The 18641-nt window shown below is 70.0% G+C and carries 6 protein-coding genes; all 6 read right to left on the reverse strand.

Annotated features, from left to right (window positions below; all coding sequences use genetic code 11):
* Nucleotides 1-15: 15 nt before the first annotated feature.
* The gene (locus QMO56_RS06255; protein WP_283524214.1) at nt 16-1518 is read right to left on the reverse strand and encodes a TolC family protein; all 1503 of its coding nucleotides are present in this window, start codon (nt 1516-1518) and stop codon (nt 16-18) included.
* Nucleotides 1515-2339, reverse strand: a complete 825-nt coding sequence (locus QMO56_RS06260) for an efflux RND transporter periplasmic adaptor subunit (RefSeq protein ID WP_283524216.1) — start codon at nt 2337-2339, stop codon at nt 1515-1517. Before QMO56_RS06260 ends, QMO56_RS06255 begins: the two co-directional genes overlap by 4 nt.
* Complete coding sequence (locus tag QMO56_RS06265) at nt 2332-4482, reverse strand: hypothetical protein (RefSeq protein WP_283524218.1); 2151 nt, start codon at nt 4480-4482, stop codon at nt 2332-2334. Before QMO56_RS06265 ends, QMO56_RS06260 begins: the two co-directional genes overlap by 8 nt.
* A complete protein-coding gene (locus QMO56_RS06270) occupies nt 4479-6329 on the reverse strand; it encodes an efflux RND transporter periplasmic adaptor subunit (protein ID WP_283524220.1) in 1851 nt (616 codons plus the stop codon). The genes QMO56_RS06265 and QMO56_RS06270 overlap by 4 nt, the downstream gene beginning before the upstream one ends.
* Nucleotides 6330-6366: 37 nt before the next feature.
* Nucleotides 6367-6657, reverse strand: a complete 291-nt coding sequence (locus tag QMO56_RS06275) for a DUF3467 domain-containing protein (RefSeq protein ID WP_160937931.1) — start codon at nt 6655-6657, stop codon at nt 6367-6369.
* Between the two features lie 76 nt (nt 6658-6733).
* Nucleotides 6734-18349 (reverse strand): calcium-binding protein, encoded by an 11616-nt coding sequence (locus QMO56_RS06280; RefSeq protein WP_283524223.1) that lies wholly within the window; start codon nt 18347-18349, stop codon nt 6734-6736.
* Nucleotides 18350-18641: the final 292 nt, after the last annotated feature.

Consider the following 18641-nt stretch of genomic DNA (forward strand, 5'->3'; position numbering starts at 1 on the left):
AGGCCTGCGGTCAGATCAGTCATCGCGCCCTTCCCCCACGAGCCGGCGGACCGGCGTCGCGTGACGGTCGAGGGCGGAATCGATGTAAAGAAGGTCGGCCTCGGCGAAGTCGCCCGCCAGCCGCTTCAGCATCATGAGGTTCAGCAGGTAGTTGTACCGGGCCGCCAGCAGGTTGCGCTGCGCCTGGTAGAGATCCCGCTCGCTGTCCAGCACGTCCTTGATGGGCAGGGTGCCGGCGGCGTAGCGCGCCCGCTTGCCGGCGACGATGCGCGTCTGCGCCCCCAGCGCCCGCACCAGGGCCTGGTCGCGCCGCGTGTTGGCGACGACCTCCTCGAAGGCGGTGCGCACCTTCTCCTCGACTTCCAGGCGCTGGTCCTCCAGCCGGTAGGTCGAGGCCTGGTAGCGCGCGCGCGCGGCGAAGACCGGATAGCCCGCGCCGTCCGGGTTGAAGAGCGGCACGGTGAGGCGGAAGAGCAGCGTACGGTCGTTGATGGTCGAGCCGCCGCCATAGATGGTGCCGCCATTGTCGGAGCGGTCCTGCGTCAGCCGCAGGTCCAGCCGCGGCAGCAGCGCGGCGGCCTGGGTCTCGGCCTGGGCGCGCGCCTCGGTGGTGGCGCTCTCCAGCGCGCGGAGATCGACGTTGTGCGCCCGCGCCTCGCGCACCCAGGCATCGGCGCTCGCCGGGTTGGGGAGCGCCATCGGAATGCGGGCGGCAAGCGGCGCCAGCGGACCCACGCGGATGCCGGCGCGCCGCTCCAGCGAGGCGAAGTTCTCGTTCAGCGAGGCGGCGGCCGCCATGCGCTGCGCCTCGGCGGCGCGCAGCCGCGCCTCCACCTCGTCCGCGTCGCCATCGCTCGCCAGGCCCAGGCGGTGGCGCGTCTGCACCTCCGCCATCTGGCGCGCGAGCGTCTCCTCCTCGGCCCGGGCCACCTGGTAGCCGTCATAGGCGGCCAGGGTGGTGAGATAGCTCTGCATCAGGTCGAAGAGGGTGCGCTGGCGGGCCGCGGTCAGCTCGTCCCGCGCGCGGCGCAGCGTGGCATAGGCGCCGTGCAACTGGGCGAAGAGCCGCGGATCGAAGATCGGCTGCACCACTTCCAGCGTGTAGCCCTGGTTGCGGAAGTTGTTGACGCCGAGCTGATAGAGGAAGTTGTCGGAACGGATGACGTTCAGCCGCTCCTTGCCCTTGTCGAAGACGATGTTGGCGCGCGGCGCGAAGCCGAGATAGGCGTCGCGCAGGCTGTAGCGCGCGGCATCCTTGCCCGCCTCGGCCTGCCGGACCTGGGGATGCGCGGCATTGGCGCGGTCCGCCAGCTCGGCGAGGCCGATCGTGGGCCCGGCGTCGCGCGGGCTGCGGGTGGCCGGCACCTCGTTGCGGCCGGTCATGGCCTGGGCCATGGCGCGGCCCCCGTTCGGGGCGGCGACCTGGGTCTGCCAATGGCTGGAGGGCGCCTGGGCGGCGGCCGGCATCGCGGCGGAGAGCAGCACCGCGCTGGCGCAGAGAAGCTGGCGCAGGCTCATGGCGTCAGCTCCAGCTCGGCGCGGCACTTCAGCCCCGCGGGGATGCGGAGCTGCCGGTTGTCGAGCACGAAGCGCACGCCGAACATGTCGCTGCGCGGGTCCACCACGCTGTCGATCAGCGAGACGGGGGTGATCAGCGAGGCGAGACCGGTGCCGGGAAAGCTCAGCCGCCCGCGCGCGCCCTTGCGCACCCGGCCGAAGAGCGAGGCCGGCAGCGCCACCTCGACATGCAGGCTGTCGACGTCCTCGATCACCATGACCGGCTTGTCGCGGACCTGCTCGCCCACCTGGAGGTTGCGCTCGGTGACGATGCCGGCGATCGGGCTGCGCAGCGTGCGGATGGCCAGGGCCGCGCGCGCCTGCTCCAGCTCGGCGCGGGCGATGGCGATGTTCTCGGAGGCGGCCGCCACCTCGAGCGCCGCCACCTCGCGGTCCGTGCGGATCTGGTCGAGGTCCTGCGGCGAGATCATCCGCGCCTCCTGCAGGCCCTGGTTGCGCCGCAGGGTCCGGTCGGCGAGCGAGAGGCGGGCGCGGCGGAGGCGGAGCTGCGCATCCGCGCCCACCCGCGCCTGGGCCAGGGCGAGCTGCGCCTGCTCCGTCTCGGTGCGGAGCTGCGCGACCACCTGGTCCGCCGTGACACGGTCCCCGCGCTCCACCTTCACCTCGGCCAGCACGCCGGGGACAGGGCTCGCCAGCTCGACGCGCTTGGCGGCGAAGACCTGGCAAGGGAACTCGGGGCGCGAGGCGGCGTCCTGCGCGGACGCAAGGGTGGTGCCGGCGAGCCAGCCCAGGACCACCGCGGGGAGATAACGCTTACGCATGCAAATGCCTCAGGAACACCAGCCGCAGCTCGCGCCAGAGCTGCCAGGCCAACGGCTCGGTCCCCAGATCGAAGCGGAGATAGACCCGGCCGTTCAGGTAAGTGACAGGAAGGGGTTGGTCGGGGCGGAGCTGGACCTCGTAGGCCGGCTCCTCCATCCGGAGCTGGTTGCTGCTGTCACGCATGACAGCGAAGGGGCCGCCGCCATCGAGCGACAGCACGGGGCTGGGCAGGATGTCGGTCGCGGCCGGCACGATGCGGAGCAGCGTGGCCGGGGTCTCGGCGCCGGCGTCATAGGCCGGCCGCAGGCTGACGCCCTGCAGCCGGTGGCGCAGCGCGTCGATCTCGCTCATCGGCACGAGGGCGCGCACCATGGCGCGGTCGGGTCGGTAGATCAGGGCGAACTGCTCGCCCTTGCCGAGGAAGCGGCCCGGCAGGTCCTGGGCGGCGGTGGCGAGGACGAGCTGGCCCGCCGCGGGGCTGCGCAGCAGCAGCGCCGCCTCGTCGCGCCGCGCATCGGCCAGCTCGCGGCCGGCCTGGGCCAGCGCCTCGGCGGCGATGGCGGCACGCACGCGGTCATCGGTCAGCTCGCGTGTGTGGCGGGCCTCCAGCTCGGCCTGGCGCGCGACCATGCGCGCCACCTTGGCCGGAACGGCGGGATCGGCGAGCTGGGCGATGGGCTGCCCCGCCTCGACCGCCGTGCCGTCGGGCACCAGCAGGCGGGTGACCATCGCGCCCACGCCGGGGCGGGCGATGCTCTCCTCCGGCACGGTGACAAAGCCCTGCACGACGAGCCGGTTCGGCGCCGGCAGCAGGAAGAGCAGCGCCAGGACCAGCGCGGCCAGCGCGCCGAGGCCACCCAGCGCCCTGAACCGGCGCGCATGCGGCTGCTGCCCGCCGAGGCCGCGAACGGCGCCCGCCAGCATCGGCCAGGCATAGCCGACGACCGACCAGGCGGCGAGCAGGATGCCGAGGGCCTCGTAGTACTCGGCCACGTGCAGTGCGATCACCAGCATCAGGCCGAAGCGGTAGATGAAGGAGAGCGGCCCGTAGAGCACGAACCAGGCCTTCTCGCCCGGCGTCGCCATGGGCGCGCGCGCCTCGGCCCGGCCGAGCACGTAGCGCTGGAAGAGATAGCCCAGATAGGCGCCCGCGCGGGTGCCGAGGCCGGGGATTTCGACGAAATCCGCCAGGATGTAGTAGCCGTCGTAGCGCTGCAGCGGATTGCCGTTGAAGAGCAGCGTCGAGAACCCGCTGATCATGATGACATTGTAGCAGATCGCCCGCAGCAGGCCCGGCTCCGAGCTGCTCCACAGCATCAGCGCGAGGGCGCCGAGGAAGAGCTCCACCAGGATGCCGGCGGCGTCGATCAGGATGCGGTCCCATTTCCGCTCCAGCGTGGCGGAGGCGGTGGCGTCCACATAGGGGACGGGAATGAAGGCGGCGAAGAGGAGACCGACCTGCCGCACCTCCACGCCGGCGCGGCGGAGGGTGATGGCGTGCATCATCTCATGCATGGCCTTGACGACCGGATAGACCAGCCAGGCCAGCATCAGGTTCTGCGCGGAGAACATGCGGTCGGTGAAGTTGGCGGTCAGCTCGCCCCAGTGCATGACGCCGAGCACCGCGCCCAGCAGCACCACGGCGAGCCAGAGCGTGATGCCGACCGGGCCGAACATCCAGCCGCACCAGGGCAGGATGGCATCCACCAGCCGCGTCGGGTCGATCAGCGGCAGCTTGAAGGAGAGGGGCGTGCGGAACTGCGCCGCCAGCATGCGGCGGCGCTCGCGCGCCTTGCGCTCGGCCATCGCCGCCGGGTCCGGCGTGCCGTCGCGCTGCAGCAGGCCGAGCGCGCCGAGCTGCATGACGAAGCCGGCCGCGGCCTGCGGATCGACCGGCTGCCGCCCGGCCTCGTCCAGCCCCTCGCAGATCTCGCCGAGCGTGCGGCGGCCATCCATGGCGCCGACGATCTCGGCGCCGCTGCGGGAGACGCGGTAGAAGCGGTGCGCCGCGCGGTCGTGGAACACGTACCAGGGCAGGCCGCGGTAGAGATGGCGGAAGGCCTCGACATGCGGCTTGAGGCGGGGGCGGAGATGGGCCATCTGGCCCAGCGGCCCTTCCGCCGTGCTGGTGGCGGCGCTCATGGCATCCAGGCCCACAGCTTCAGCCGCGCCCAGGCGACGGCGCCGCGCACCCAGACCCAGGCGAGCGGAGCGGTGCCGGCCTCGATCTTGCCGATGCCCTGCATGCCCGGGCGCAGCGCCGCGTCCGGCTGCTCCAGCCGCGCCTCGACGCGGAAGGCGTTGCGGCCGTCCTTGGCGGTGGCGAGCGGCGTCACGCCGGTCACCCGGATCGGCCAGGAGGCATAGGGGATGGAGGCGAGGACCATGCGTCCCTCCTGTCCCGGCGTGACGGCGGCGAAATCGTTCTCCTCCACCTCCAGCGCCACCCGGTAGCCGTCGAGCGGCGAGAGTTCGTAGACCACCTCGCCCCGGCGCAGCGGCGCACCGATGGACTGGCTGGGATCGCCGGCGATGACGATGCCGTCGAAGGGCGCGACGAAGCTGGTGCGGGCCAGATGCGCGTCGATCAGCCGCAGCTCGGCCTCCGCCTGCATGCGGCGGGCGGTGGCGATGCCGGCGGTGGCCATGTCGCGCCGGCCGATCGCCTCGTCCGCCTGGCGGCGGCTCTCGGCGATGCGGCCCACGTAGTCCAGCTTCTGCAGGCGCAGCTCGCGGTCGTCCATGCGCGCCAGCACGGTGCCGGCGGCGACCCGGTCGCCCGGCCGCACCGCGGCTTCGACCAGGTAGCCGTCGAAGGGCGCGGCGATGCTGCGCTTGACGGTGCCTTCCAGCGTGGCGCGGGCGTTCACCCGGAAGGGCACGGGGAACAGGGCGGTGCCCACCAGCGCCGCCACGGCCGCGAGGGCGAGGACCGGCTTCCAGGCGGCGCGCCCGGCGCCGGCCCCCCTCACCAGCGCGCCGGCATGGCCGAGCAGGCCGCGATCGGCCCGCAGGCGCAGCGCCAGGAGCGGCGCGACCTGCGCGGCGACGGCCTGCCAGCCGGCAATCTGATCGGGCTGCGGGGCGGCCCCGTCGCCCTGCAGGGTCATGGCCACCCAGCCGGCGCCGCCGCGTGCGTCCGGCAGGCGCACGGGCAGGGTGGCGGACCAGGCCACGCCATGCGCGCGGCACAGGCGCTGGTGCGCGCCGATGGCCGCGAGCTGGCCCTCCGGCGGCGGCACGGCCAGCGCCGTGCCGGCCTCCACCGCCTCCTCCATCGCCGCCTTGAGGGCGATGACGAAGTCCGTCTGCAGCGTGGAAAGCCGGCCGCGCGAGGTGGCGCGCAGCCGCATCTTCCCGGCGCCGCCGAAGCCGATGCTGACCCGGGCGAGCGACCACTGCCCCGCCAGCATGCTGCACACGGCCTCCAGCGCCGTGTCGGCGTCGCCGGCCCCGGTGACCAGGCCCAGCCATTCCACCGCCTGCCCCGGCGAGGGCATGGCGTTGCCCTGCCCGGCCCGGCCGAACCAGCCCAGGCCCCACTGCACCAGCCGCGTCACGCGGTCGAGATGCGGCAGGACGCTGCGGGCCAGTTCGAAGGCGACGACGCCCTCCAGCCGGTCCCCGCTCAGGATGGGCAAAGCGAGCTGGCAGGCGCTGCCGGCGGCCTCGTCGTTCTGCACGACGCTGCGCTGCAGTTGCAGGCAGCGCTCCGCCGCCTTGGCCAGGAGGAAGCTGACCGCGCCCTCCCCGAAGCTGGCGGCGCGGGCATAGCGCGCGCCGTCCTGCCGCAGAGCGACGAAGGCGCCCTGCACCGGTGCGGCGGCGCCATCCGGCACCGCCTGCGTGACGAGAGCGACGGCCAGGTCAAGCCAGGCCTGCGCCGCCAGTCCGGCATCCCCGGCGCCGAGCAACAGGCGCCAGGATGTCTGGCCGGACGTCGTGCCGGCGGAGGAGGGAGCATCGGAAGTGACGAGAGGCTCGGCCATGGTGCTTTACTTGCTTGCCCAGTTTGTCCGGCGGGCCTCAGCCGAGGCTGCCGTAGGCCTTCTCGAATTCCTCGATTGTCTTGTTCAGCATCGCCGCAAGGCGCTTCGCCGCGTGCGGGTTCAGCAGGACGCGATCGGTGAGGGCAACGGTCACCTCTTCGGTGGCGCCCATCCAGGCCTGGCTGGTGCCGAACAGCACCATCACCTCCTCACGCGTCGTCGCGACGTTGCAGACATTCGCGTAGGTCGTGCGGAGCTTGCTGTCGTCCCACTTGATCTTGGTCTGGCCGGAGATCGTGGTCTTCAGGCCGCTACGGTCATCGGACATAATTTTTCAGTCCCAGTGAATGGAGGCCGCTTTCTGCAGCCCCGGTAGGCATTGAAGGGATCACGCCCCGCCAGGATCAGGCGGCGAGGCGTGGACGCGGCGTGCCGGTGGTGGAGTTCCCCTGCACGGTCAGCTCCGGCGCCGCACCACCGGTGAGCAACAGGAGCAGCATCGGGTCGGCCCCGTCATCCGCCACCCAGTTGCCGGTCGCCTCGTCGAGCACGTAACCGGTGGGGGTGGAGGATCCGGTGCGGGCCGTCATGGCCGCCGGAGCGGAGGCAGGTGCCTCCACCGCCGCGGTCTCCGCCGGCTGGCTGCGCTGCAACTGCGCCGCCGCGGCGAGGTCGGCGAGGCTGGCGCCGCTCGAGAGCGTCTCGCTGCCCGCAACCAGGAAGACCCCGGCGGCCGGCACCGCCGCTGCCTGCGCCGCCGGCGCGAAGCTGGGCGCCGGCGCCGTGTTGAAGACGGTGTTCACGCCGCCGCCGAGGATCAGCTCGGCCCGCTCGGCGAGCGCCGCCTCCAGCACCTGGGCGGAGAGGGTGGCGCCGCTGCGGTCGCGCTGGGCCGTGGCGGAGGCGCCGAAGGCCGGGTTGTTGCCGTCGCCAGCCGGGACGGCGTTCGCCCCGACGCCGCCGATGATGAGGTTGTCGCCCGCACCGGCATTAATCACCGCCTCGCTGTTGGGCAGCAGCTGGCCAAGCCCGGCATAGGGGGCGGTGGTGGAGGGCTGGAGGTTGCCGATCACGGGCACGCTGCGCCCGGTCACCGTGATCCGCTCGCCGATCACCAGGTCCTGCGGCCCGGCGCCGGTGGAGCGAACGCTCGCCGCGACGGTGCCGAGATGGCCGAGGACGATGTCGTTGCCGTAGCCGGTGAGGATGAGGTTCTTGCCCGGACCACCGAAGGCGATCGCGCTGCCGGTGCCGCCCAGGCTGAGCTCCAGGAAGTTGTTGCCACCCAGGGTCTCTTCCACCGTGGTGGCATGGAGCAGGCTGAGGCTGCGGGCGTCGCGCGTCACCGCGCCGGCGGCGCCGAAGACGATGTTGTTGCCGTGGCCGGTGTAGATGTGGTTGTCGCCGGCGCCGCCGATGATGACGTTCCTGCCGCCGCCCACCCGGATATCGCTGCCGCCGCCGAGCGGCGCCTGATCCAGCCCCAGGCTGCCGTTCGGCGTGATGGGCGAGATGTTGCCGCGCTCCGGCACGATGCGGCCGACCACGTCGGGGTGGGAGCCGTCCGCGCGTTGCGCCGAGGTGTAGTAGAGCATGGCGCCGAGATCGACGTAGCCGAGATGGCCCAGCACCACGTTGGCGCCGTCGCCCAGGCGTATGGTGTTGAAGCCAGGGCCGCCGAAGACCACCTGCGTGGCCGTGGAGCGGGCGCCGGCATAGATGGTGTTGTTGCCGCCCTGGGTCTCCTCCACCGTCTCGGCGAAGAGGACGGCGCTCGCACGCGTGTCCCGCGTGACCGCGCCGCCGGCGCCGAAGATGGTGTTCGAGCCGGTGCCGGCGACGATGGTGTTGTCGCCCGCGCCGCCGAAGATGATGTTGGCGCCGTTGCCGGCATGGATCACCGAGCCGGCCTCGGCCAGTGGCTGGTCGAGCCCGCCGAAGGGTGCCGTGGTGTAGGGCTGGCTGTTGCCGATGGCCGGCAGCACACGGCCGATCAGGTCCGGGTAGTTCCCGGTCGCCCGCTGCGCGGTGCTGAAGTCGGTCAGCACTGAGTAGTTCACCTGGCCGAGGTGGCCGAAGACGATGTTGTCGCGGTTGCCGACGGTGATCTGGTTGTAGCCGGCGCCGCCGAAGACGAGGTTGGCGCCGTCGCCCAGGGTGATGGCATGGTCGCCGCCCAGGCTCTCCTCCACCGTGGTGGCGAAGGCGACCTGCTTGCTCACCGCGTAGCGGGTGACCGCGCCCGAGGCGCCGAAGACCGTGTTGTTGCCGTCCCCGGCGGTGATGGTGTTGTCGCCCGCGCCGCCGAGGATGACGTTGTCGCCCCGGCCAGCCGTGATGACGGCGCTGGTGGAGGCGACCGCCCGGTCGAGCGTCGCGTTCGGCCAGAGCGCGCTGTGGCCGAGGGTGCCGCGCTCCGGCACCGTGCGGGCCAGCACGTCGGGGCGGGCACCGTCGGCGCGCGCCGCGTCGGTGAAGGCGGAGAACACCACGTTGTTGACGACGCCGAGATGGCCGAGCACCACGTTGTTGCCGTCGCCCACGGCGATGTGGTTGTTGCCGATGCCGCCGAACACCACGTTGGCGCCCGTGAAGCCCAGGCCGGCCGTGATGGTGTTGTCGCCGGCCAGGCTCTCCTCCAGCGTCTCGGCATAGAGCAGCGCGTTGCCGGCGGTGCCGTCCCGCGTCACCGCACCCGCGGCGCCGAAGATGATGTTGTTGCCGGCGCCCGTGGTGGTGATGACGTTGTTGCCGGTGCCGCCGAGGATGACGTTGTTGCCGGTGCCCGAGGTGATGGTCGAGCCGGTGCCGCGCAGCGCCGTGCCGTCCTGGCCGAGCACGTAGCCGATCACGTCCGGCGAGCGGCCGGTGGTGTCCGGGCTGGCGAGCCGGTCAAGGTCCACGAAGCCGGTATGGCCGAGGATGATGTTGTCGCCATTGCCCGCGGTGATGGTGTTGGTGCCGGCGCCGCCGAAGACGATGTCGTTGCCATCGCCCACGGTGATGCGGTTGTTGCCGCCCGCATCCTCCTCGCCCGCCACGGTGCGGGCCTGGTGGATCTTGATGCCGCCGGCCAGGAGCAGGTCCACCGTGGCGATGCCGTTGGCGCCGAAGACCAGCATCTGCCGGTCCGCCGCGGTGATGGCGGGCAGGTTGTTGGCCGGGTCGGCCGGGGAGGTGGCGTCGTAGGTGGTGATGGTGTTGTTGCCGCCGCCGCCCATGATCACGGCGCTGTGGCTCGCCGTGATGACGTTGTCGCCATTGCCGGCCGCCGCGCCGTGCCAGCCCTCGATCGTCAGGTTCTGGCCGGCATTGGTCGCGGTCACCTGGCCGTAGTGGCCGATCACCACGTCGCTGCCGGTGCCGGCATCGATGGTGTGGCTGCCGGCGCCGCCGAGGATGATGTCGTTGCCGGCGCCACCGGAGATGACGTCGTTGCCGCCGATGCCCTCAAGGCTGGTCTGCACGCTGAGCAGGTGGGCGGTGCGGCCGATCGCGGCATCGCGCACCACGATGGCGGCGTGGCCGCCGATGATGTCGTCGCCGCCGCCGCCGGTGATGGCGTTGCTGCCGCCCGAGCCGAGGACCAGGTCGTTGCCCAGGCCGCCATCGACCACGCTGTGGCTGCCGAAGGCCATGCCCGAGACCGTGAAGCGGCCGGCCGAGCCACCTGCGGCGCCGTCCACCGTGCCGCCGCCGGCGAGGATGATGTCGTTGCCCCCGCCGCTGGTGATGGTGTTGTCCCCGCCGCCGCCGAACAGGATCTTGTCCCCCGCGCCGCCGGTGATGACGTTGTGCCCGCCCACGCCGCTGGTGGCGGAAGCCTGGATCAGCTGGCCCTGCGCGGTGCGGGTGACGCTGCCGAGGCCGCCGAAGACGATGTCGGCGCCGGCGCCGGTGCTGATGGTATTGTCGCCGCCGCCGCCGAAGATGATGTCGCGCCCGCTGCCGCCGGTGATGGTGCTGCTGATGTCGTTCGCGCTGGCCGCGTTGGCGGAGACGAGGGTGGCGGTGACGGTCGTGCTGGTCACGTCGTCCAGCGAGTTGGCGCCATGGCCGAAGATGATGTTCTGGCCCGCGCCGCCGGAGATGGAGATGACGTTCGCGCCCTCGCCACCCCAGATCGTGTTGTTGCCGCTGCCCGCGACGATCACGTCGTCCCCGGCGCCACCATAGATGGTGTTGTCGCCCGTGCCGGCCGTGATCGTGTCCTGCGCCGCGCCGCCGACGATCGTGTTGCGGCCGCTGCCGACGGTGATCGTGTTGCGGGCATTGCCGCCGAAGATCGTGTTGTTGCCGTTGCCGGCGACGATCGTGGTGTCGATGCTGGCACCGAAGACGACGTTGTTGCCGTCGCCAAGGGTGATCAGCGGGTCGCCGTCCACGCCGCCGAGATCGATGATGTTGTTGCCGCTGCCGCCGGTGATGGTGACGTTGCCGACATAGCCGTTGCCGAAGCGGATGACGTTGTTGCCATCGCCGACATCGGCCACCACCACCTTGACGCCGTGGTACACCGTGGTCACGCCGTTGGCGGTGATCGCGATGTCCTCGTTCCCCGCCGTCCCGCCGACATGGGCGATCTCATAGGTCTGGCTCGGGTTGGTGAGGTTGGAGCCGACCTCCTGGCGATCGGCGTTCTTGCCCATGTTCAGGGTCAGCGTGCCGTCGGACTCCTGCTGCGCCAGGGACGGCGTGGAGTGGACATCGGAATAGTTGTAGCTGAAGGAAAGCAGCGTGACGTCGATGATGTCGAAGCTCGCCTCGAACAGCGTGATCTTGCCGATGATCGGCAGGTCGATGCCCACCCAGACGAAGGCATAGACCAGCGCGTCCAGCTGGCCGGCGATGTCGAAGAGGTGCAGGGGGTTGTCGAGCAGCGCGGTCAGCAGCTCGGAGGCATGCAGCTTGCCGTCGCCGCTGACGTCGTGCAGCTGGAAGGTCACGTGGCCGCTGATCTCGCCGCCGACGCCGGCGGCCACCAGGGCGAGGTTCACCGCCGCGGTGACGCCGAAGGTGGCGTAGAAATCGAGCTGCGGGCCGATCGTGTTGTCGACATAGAACCCGTCCATCAGCATCAGCGGGTTGTTGTTCGACATGAACTTGATGATGCCGGTCGTGTCGTAGCCGAAGGCGAGATTGATCTCGACGCCGACCGAGGCATAGAAGGTGACCGTCACCGGCACCGGCCCGATCAGGAAGCGGAACGGCAGTTCCTTGCTGAAGTTGAAGTCGAAGGTCGGCAGGGTGACATGCACCAGATCGACCGGGTTCACCTGGCCCATCAGCAGCTTCACGATCGACATCGGATCGTGAAGGATCGGGAAGTCGAAGACCGCCTTGCCGCCGGCGCCCTTCGCGTTCTCCAGCGACTGGAGCTGGCCGCCGATATTGCTGTGGCTCTGGGCGGAGAGGCGGGCGAGGGCGGCATCGGCCGCCGCCGAGCCGGCGGAGCTGTTCTGGAAGTAGCTGGCCGCGGCGCTGACATCGGCCTGCGAGACCTTGCCCGCGAAGGGGTCGAGGTTGCTGCCGCTCAGCGAGGTGGCGTCCGGATCGTCGGTCTGGCCGAAGACGAAGGTGCCGAAGTTGACCTTGATGCCGCCGGAGTCCTGCATGGATTGCAGGGAGCGCACGAGGCCCGCGACGTCGTCGAGGATCTGGATGAACCGCACGGCGTCCTGCACCTTCGGGCCGCCGAACTGCTGCGCCAGATCCAGCACGGAGGTCGAGCCGACGATCTGCGAGAGGCCAGGGATGGGCGAGGTCAGGAAGTCCAGGATCGGCTGGATCGGCTCGATCACGTCACCCATCGTGTCGAGGATGGGCTTCAGGATGGTGTTCAGGAAGCTGCCGACGTCGAGCGTGACGTCGAGGAAGGTCAGCGGCGTGACGATGCCGCTCTCCGGCTCGTCGCCGATCGCGCCGGTGAAGACCTTGTTGAAGGCGTAGGAGAACAGCAGCTCGGTGGAGACCGAGGGCAGCGCCGTGGAGGTGCTGCCGATGCCGATGCCGAAGCCGGAGTCGAGCAGGAGATCGACGTTGAGCGTCATCTCCATGCCGGAACGGATGATCGAGCCCTTGGCGAAGTTGCTGAACAGCAGGCGCCCGGTTTGGTCGGCAGGACCGATATCGACGTAGATGCTGCCGGTGAGGCTGGTGCCGAGATACTCGCGCCCGCCCAGCGTGGCGGAGAGCGTCGAGCCGTTGGTCGCCGTCATCCGCAGGAAGCCGAGGTTCAGCGTCGCGCTGAAGGCCGGGTCCGTCGGCATGAAGACCGCCACCAGCAGCTCGACGGCGTGCAGCTCGCGGAAGTCGGCCACGAAGACGTCGTTCGGGTCGTTGTTGGACTCGAAATGCTCCAGCGCGCCCGGCACGCCCATGTCGTAGACGAAGAAGCCCTTGTCCTTCAGGTAGCCGAAGCCGATCGTGAAATCGAGTTCGGCCAGCAGGTTCACCAGGCCGTTCTCGATCTGCAACCCGAGCCCGGGGATGCCGAGATCGGCGCTGAGATTGACCATGGTGTCGAGCAGCGTGACGTCGAAGTGCCAGACGAAGGAGATCTCCGTCGGCGAGTCGATGCTGTCGATGTAGGAATAGACGTCACCCGGCAGGTGCAGGAGGTCGGTGAGGACGTATTCCAGGCCCTGGGTGATGATGTTCTGGGTGGAGGCCGGCTGGCCGGGATGGGCGGTCTTGAAGTCGTCCAGTAGGGACTGCAGCGTGCCGATCACGCTGTCATGCAGGGTGGCGAAGAAGCTGCCGATGCCCTGCAGGGCCGGCCCGATCAGCGGCAGGTCGAGGCCGTAGAGCGCCTGGGCGAAGGTGCCGTAGGCGATGTCGGAGAGGAAGGCGTCCAGCCCGTCGATCAGCGTCTGCGGGTCGTTCAGGATGCTGCCGACGGAGATGCCGTCGAGGCTCGGGAAGGCGGTGTGGACGCTGCGCTCCGGCAGGCCGTCCACGCCCGTGGTGTTGAACAGGTTGCCGATCTGCAGCTCGACCGGCCCGAGCTGCTGGCCCAGCATCACGACGGGGAGGGAGACCTCCAGCGCGGCATTGGCGGAGAAATGGATGAGGTCGCTCAGGCTGTTGCCGGCGGAGCCGAGCTTCGCGAGGTTGGCGAAGGTCAGGATGCCCTCGCCGGCGGTCGCGCCGCCGAAGCCGTCATCCAGCGTGATGAGGAAGGTCGCCGGCGCGGCGGCGATCCCGCCGACCGCGAAGCCGTCCTCGCCGGCCGCGACCATGCCCAGATCGGCGCCGAGGATGGCGTGGCCGTTGACGATCGTCGCGCTCAGCGGACCGAGCGCGGCGGTGAAGCTGAGATTGCTCGCCTCGATGCCGAGCGTCGCCCGGATGCCTGTCAGCAGCTCATGCGTGTCTGGATCCTCGCCGGTCTCGATGAAGAAGCGCTCGCTGGTCGAGTTCGGCGCGGTCAGGCGGCCGGCGATGGTGCGGACGCCGTCGACCGTCTCGTCCTGGGCGATCAGCTTGCCGCCGAGGCCGAGATCCTCGGCGATCTGGGAGCCGTTGATCGACTCCACCGTCAGGGTCAGCTTCGGCTGCGCCTCGGAGAGGCGGAAGGTGTTCAGCAGGTTGCCGTCGGCATCCGTGCCCAGCACCGAATCCTTGGCGCTGAAGACCAGCTTGCCGTTCTTGCCGGCGACCGAGATGATCTGGCCGAGCGCAACGTCGAAGTCGCCGTCCAGCGAGCCGGCGCTGCCGGGGAGGCGGACATTCTCGTGCAGCAGGTCGGCGGCGGAGACCAGGGTGGTCGCGAGGGCGGAGCGGATCGCCGTCACCAGCCCGGCGAGGGTGGTGCGGCTCGCATCGGCGCCCACCGAGACCTCGACCGTCACATCCGTGCCGATGGAGATGGCGAAGCTGTAGGCCTGGCTCGGGTCCGTCACCGCGGAAGCCGCGGTGATGGAGGAGGTGGAGCCGGTATCGACGCTGGTCTGGCCGTCCTGGAAGCCGAGATCGGACAGGCCGCTGGCCGGGCTGGTGCTGCTGTCGTGGAAGACGATCGCGCCGGTCGCGTCGTCGTAGCTGGCGAAATCGGCCTGTCCCGCGGCGGTGTTGATGGCGTCGAGCAGGTCCTGCACCGTGGCGCTGGCGCCGAGGGCGCCGACGCTGACGGTGAAGACACGGCCGCTGCCCAGCGTGAACTGCAGGTCCGGCTTGCCGGCCGTGCCCGTGCGCAGGCCGTTGCGGCCGTTCAGCGTGGCCAGCGTCTCATTCAGCCCGGCGGCGTGCGAGTTGTCGCCGAGATTGATGCCCAGGGTCAGTGCCAGGCTCACGCCCGCGCTCACGTCCAGCGTGCCGCTCGCGCTCAGGCTGGCGATGCTGCCGATGGCGTCCACCAGGTCGTGCAGCGCGCTGCCGTCGCTGCCCAGGAAGTCGGCCAGGCTGTCGAGGTCGAGGTTGAAGGGAAGCTGCGTGTGGACGTCGACCGGCGTGTAGGCGATCGAGAGGATGAGGTGGTCCTGGTCTTCCAGGCTGAAATGGACGTAGTCGCCGCCCAGCGCGTCGTTGATCGCGGTCTGGATCGAGCCGAGCGCCGCGTCCGGGTCCTGCTCCGCCTCGCTCAGCGCCACCAGGAACTTGCTGCTGAAGCCGAGGATGTCGTCCAGGCTGACATTCACCAGCGGGATGGTCTGGTTCGCCAGGTCCGAGTTCATGCTCTGGAAGACCTGGCGCACCGCCTCCACCACGTCGGCGACGACGAGCTTGGCGTCGAGGCCGATCACCTCGACCTGCGGGCTCGGCACCGAGAGGCTCAGCAGCTGCGAGGCGTCGTCGAGCGTGATGATGATCTCGGGGCTGGCCACCGAGGCAAGGTCCACGCCGCCCGCGCTGAGGCTGACGGACTTGATGTCCAGCATGGCGAAAGGCTCGTCGCCGCGGCCGGAACCGAGGGTGAAGGCCCAGATGTCGCTGAAGCTGCCGTTGGAGAGCGAATCGCTGAGCTGGGCGAAGGTGATGGTGTTCGGCTCGGCGTTGCCGTCGTAGTTCAGCAGCAGCGCGGCCCGCAGCGACACATAGGCGCCGAGCTCCGCATCCGGGTCCTCCGGATCGTAGAGCAGGGCGCCGAACTCGAAGCCGCCCAGCGTGCCGGTGATCGCCACAGGCTGGGTGGGGTCGGTGGGCTCCAGCGCCATGTCGATGGTCGCCGAGATGCCGGTGTCCTTGAGGAAGAAGCGGTCGGTCAGCGTCTCGCCATGCAGCGGCGAGCCGATGATCAGCGCCTGGTCGCCGGCCCCGTCATTGATGTCCTTGCCGATCAGGCCGAGCAGGCCGGGCAGCAGGGAGTTGTTGAGGGCGGAGACCGTCAGCTGCACCGCGTCCACCTGCAGGCCGTAGCGGACGGCGCTGCGCTGGGTGGAGAGGTAGGGCGCCTCGTGCTGCGCGTTGACGATGGCGTCGTAGATGGTGGTGGTGAGCTGCACCGCGCCGTTGCTGCCGACGCTGGCACGGACGATGTCGGAATAGTGCAGCGTGCCGCTGGACAGGCCGATCAGCGCCGGATCGAGCGAGAGCTGCGCCAGCGCCGTGTTGATGGCGGTGGCATAGGCCGCGACGCTGCCCGAGCCCGCCGCCACATCCACCACGACAGGCGGCAGCTTGCCGATGGTCAGGATGAACTTGGAGGCCGCCGCATAGTCGGCGTCGTCCACCGGCGTGCCCTCCAGCACCGCCTGGTAGTTGGTGCTGCTGCCATTGACGGCATTGGCCTGGGCCAGGGTGCCGACCGTCAGGCCCAGCGAGGCGGGGGAGGGGCCGTCATAGGCGGCCTCGGTGTCGATGATCTCCAGCTCGGTATTGCCGAGGGCGTTGAAACGGACCTCCATCTCCCGGCCGAAGGCATTGGCGATGGCGGTCTCCAGATTCGCCAGCGTCATGTCGGGGGTGATGACGAAGGTGGCCACCACGCCGTCGCGGCCGATGATCTGCAGGTCGGCCAGGTTGGTGTGGGTGGTGCCGGGGTCGCGCGCGTCGGCGATCTCGTTGGCGGTGATCGGCACTTCGCCGCCGTTGGAGGCGGCGACATAGACGGGCAGCTCGCCCACCGTCGTGCTCGGCGTGCCGTTCTGGCCGTCGCCGATCTGCGGGCCGCCTTCCTGGTTCACGTGGCTGCCGAGCGGGTCGAGGCTGAAGCCGACCGTCAGGTTCAGCAGCACGCTGCTGGTCAGGTGGAAGCTGGCATTGCTGACCGACAGGCCGGCGACGCCGCTGAGGTCGAGGTCGAAGGAGACGTCGGCCAGCACGTCCGGCATCTCGAATTCCTTCGAGATGCTGAGGGTGATGGCGTTGGTGCCGGCGTCGTAGGCGAGGCCGAGCGCTGTCAGCAGGCGGTCGCCCACCTCGGTCGGGTCGGAGGTGGTGTCGTCCCAGCCCGGCAGGCGCAGCGTCTTCGCCAGCAGGATGCCGAAGTCCCGCAGGTTGGAGAAGACGGTGGCCCCCTGCGCGCTGGCGACCGTCACCTTGGTGGCGGCCGTGCCGGAGGAGGGGGCGGTGAGGGTGAGGGCGATGCGCCCCGCGTCGTTGCTGGCCTGCAGGTAGCCGGCCAGGGCGCTCGCGGCGATCGCCTGGTTCATGGCGAGCGCCAGGTCGTCGACCGTCTCGACCTTGTGCGAGACCTTGCTGCTGTCGAGGTAGGTCGGCGCGAAGCTGAGCGAGGCGGACTTGCCGTTGTCCAGCGTCACCATCATCGCGATCTGGTCGGGCAGGTGCGCGAGGTTGGCGGCGGTCAGCGCCGCGCCTTCCATGAAGTTCGCGCCGTCCGTGTTGTGCTGGCCCTCGGTGAAGCCCAGCACGCCCACCACCGCCTGCAGCGGGTCGATGATGTCGCTCTTGAAGGTGGTGGCGACGTTGATGACGTCGCCGATCGTCAGGCCGTCGGTGAAGGGGATCTCGACCGCGAGGTCCTCGCCGCCCGAGAGATAGCCGAGATAGGTGCCGACCTTGGCGAGCTGGGTGACCAGGTCCTTGGCGGCGAAGGTGTTGAGGCTGCGCGGGTCGAAATCGGGGTCGCCCACGGAATTTCGCAGCGCATCCAGCAGCGGCTCGAGGTCCACCACGGCATCGCCCGCGGCGGCGTGACCCGTCACCGTCAGGTGCACCGGCGTCTCGAAGGGGGTGATGCCGGGAATGACATGGTCGCCGGTCAGGATCACCGGCAGGTCGAGCAGCGGGGTCGCCGTGCCGTCGGTCTGGCTGGCGATGCTGGCGGTGACGAGCGCGCCGGCGCCGCGCAGGCTGGAATGGTCGCCGCCTTCGATGGCGCTGGCCGCCGCGCGCAGATCCGTGCCGGAGATGTCGGCGATGGCCCCTTCGTAGCCGGCCTGCTGGTCGATGCCGGCCGCGCCGGGGGCGACGGTGAGGGTCAGCAGGCCGAAGCTGAAGTCGGTGCCGGCCAGGTCGGCCGTGGCATGGAAGCCGGTGGTGAAGGAGGCGCTGGAGAGGTTGAAGGCCGCCGCCTCCTGCGCATCGGTGGGCGAGGCCCCGAGGGCGGCGGTGTCGAGCCGGACCGTGAAGGTGAAGCCGTAGCTGAGTTCGGCGGTGCCGGTGACGGTGGGAAAATTGATTCCGTAGGGGGTGGCGGTGTCGCCGAGGTCGATGGAGAAGCTCTGCGTCGTCAGGTCGGCGACCTGGATGGTCAGGCCGATGACCGAGCCGGCCGAGATGTCGGTGACCTGGGCCTGGACCTGGTGCCCGGTATCGGCATCGGTGAGGTCATTGATCGCGGACTGCAGGGCGGCGGCCAGGGCGCCGGAATCCGCGGGCACCGCGTTGATCAGCGCCTTCACCGGATCGGCGATGTTGCTCTCGAACACCTTCGAGAAGGCAAGCATCTCGCCGGCGAGATGACTGTCGTTGATGTTCATCAGGGGGATGGCCTGGGCGAAGACGCCTTCGCCCTCCACGCCTTCCAGAACGGTCTCGAGATGCGCGAAATTGTCGTGCAGGGCCTGCAGGGCGGCCGCGTTCACGGTGGTGCCCGAAAGGAGCAGGCGGGGCTCCATGCCCTCTACGACCGGAAGTTGTAGGTTCGGATGCACCGGCCCCGCGCCCGTGACGCGAAGGGAACGGGAAAGACGACCAATCAATGCCTGCACCCGTTAGCACCCCTAACGCGCGGCGATCCTCGCCGTGGTTTATCGTTCGGGTTATATTTCTACCGCATCGATCACGGATTTGGGAGGTATTTTGTGTGAGAATTAAAAAATTATTGTTCATCAATGTGTTATGCGGAGTCGTGCGAGTCCGTGCTTCGGGCATTCTCACAAACAATTTTCCATAAAAATAAAAAAACAG

Source organism: Roseomonas sp. E05, from assembly GCF_030063475.1.
Lineage (GTDB): Bacteria > Pseudomonadota > Alphaproteobacteria > Acetobacterales > Acetobacteraceae > Pseudoroseomonas.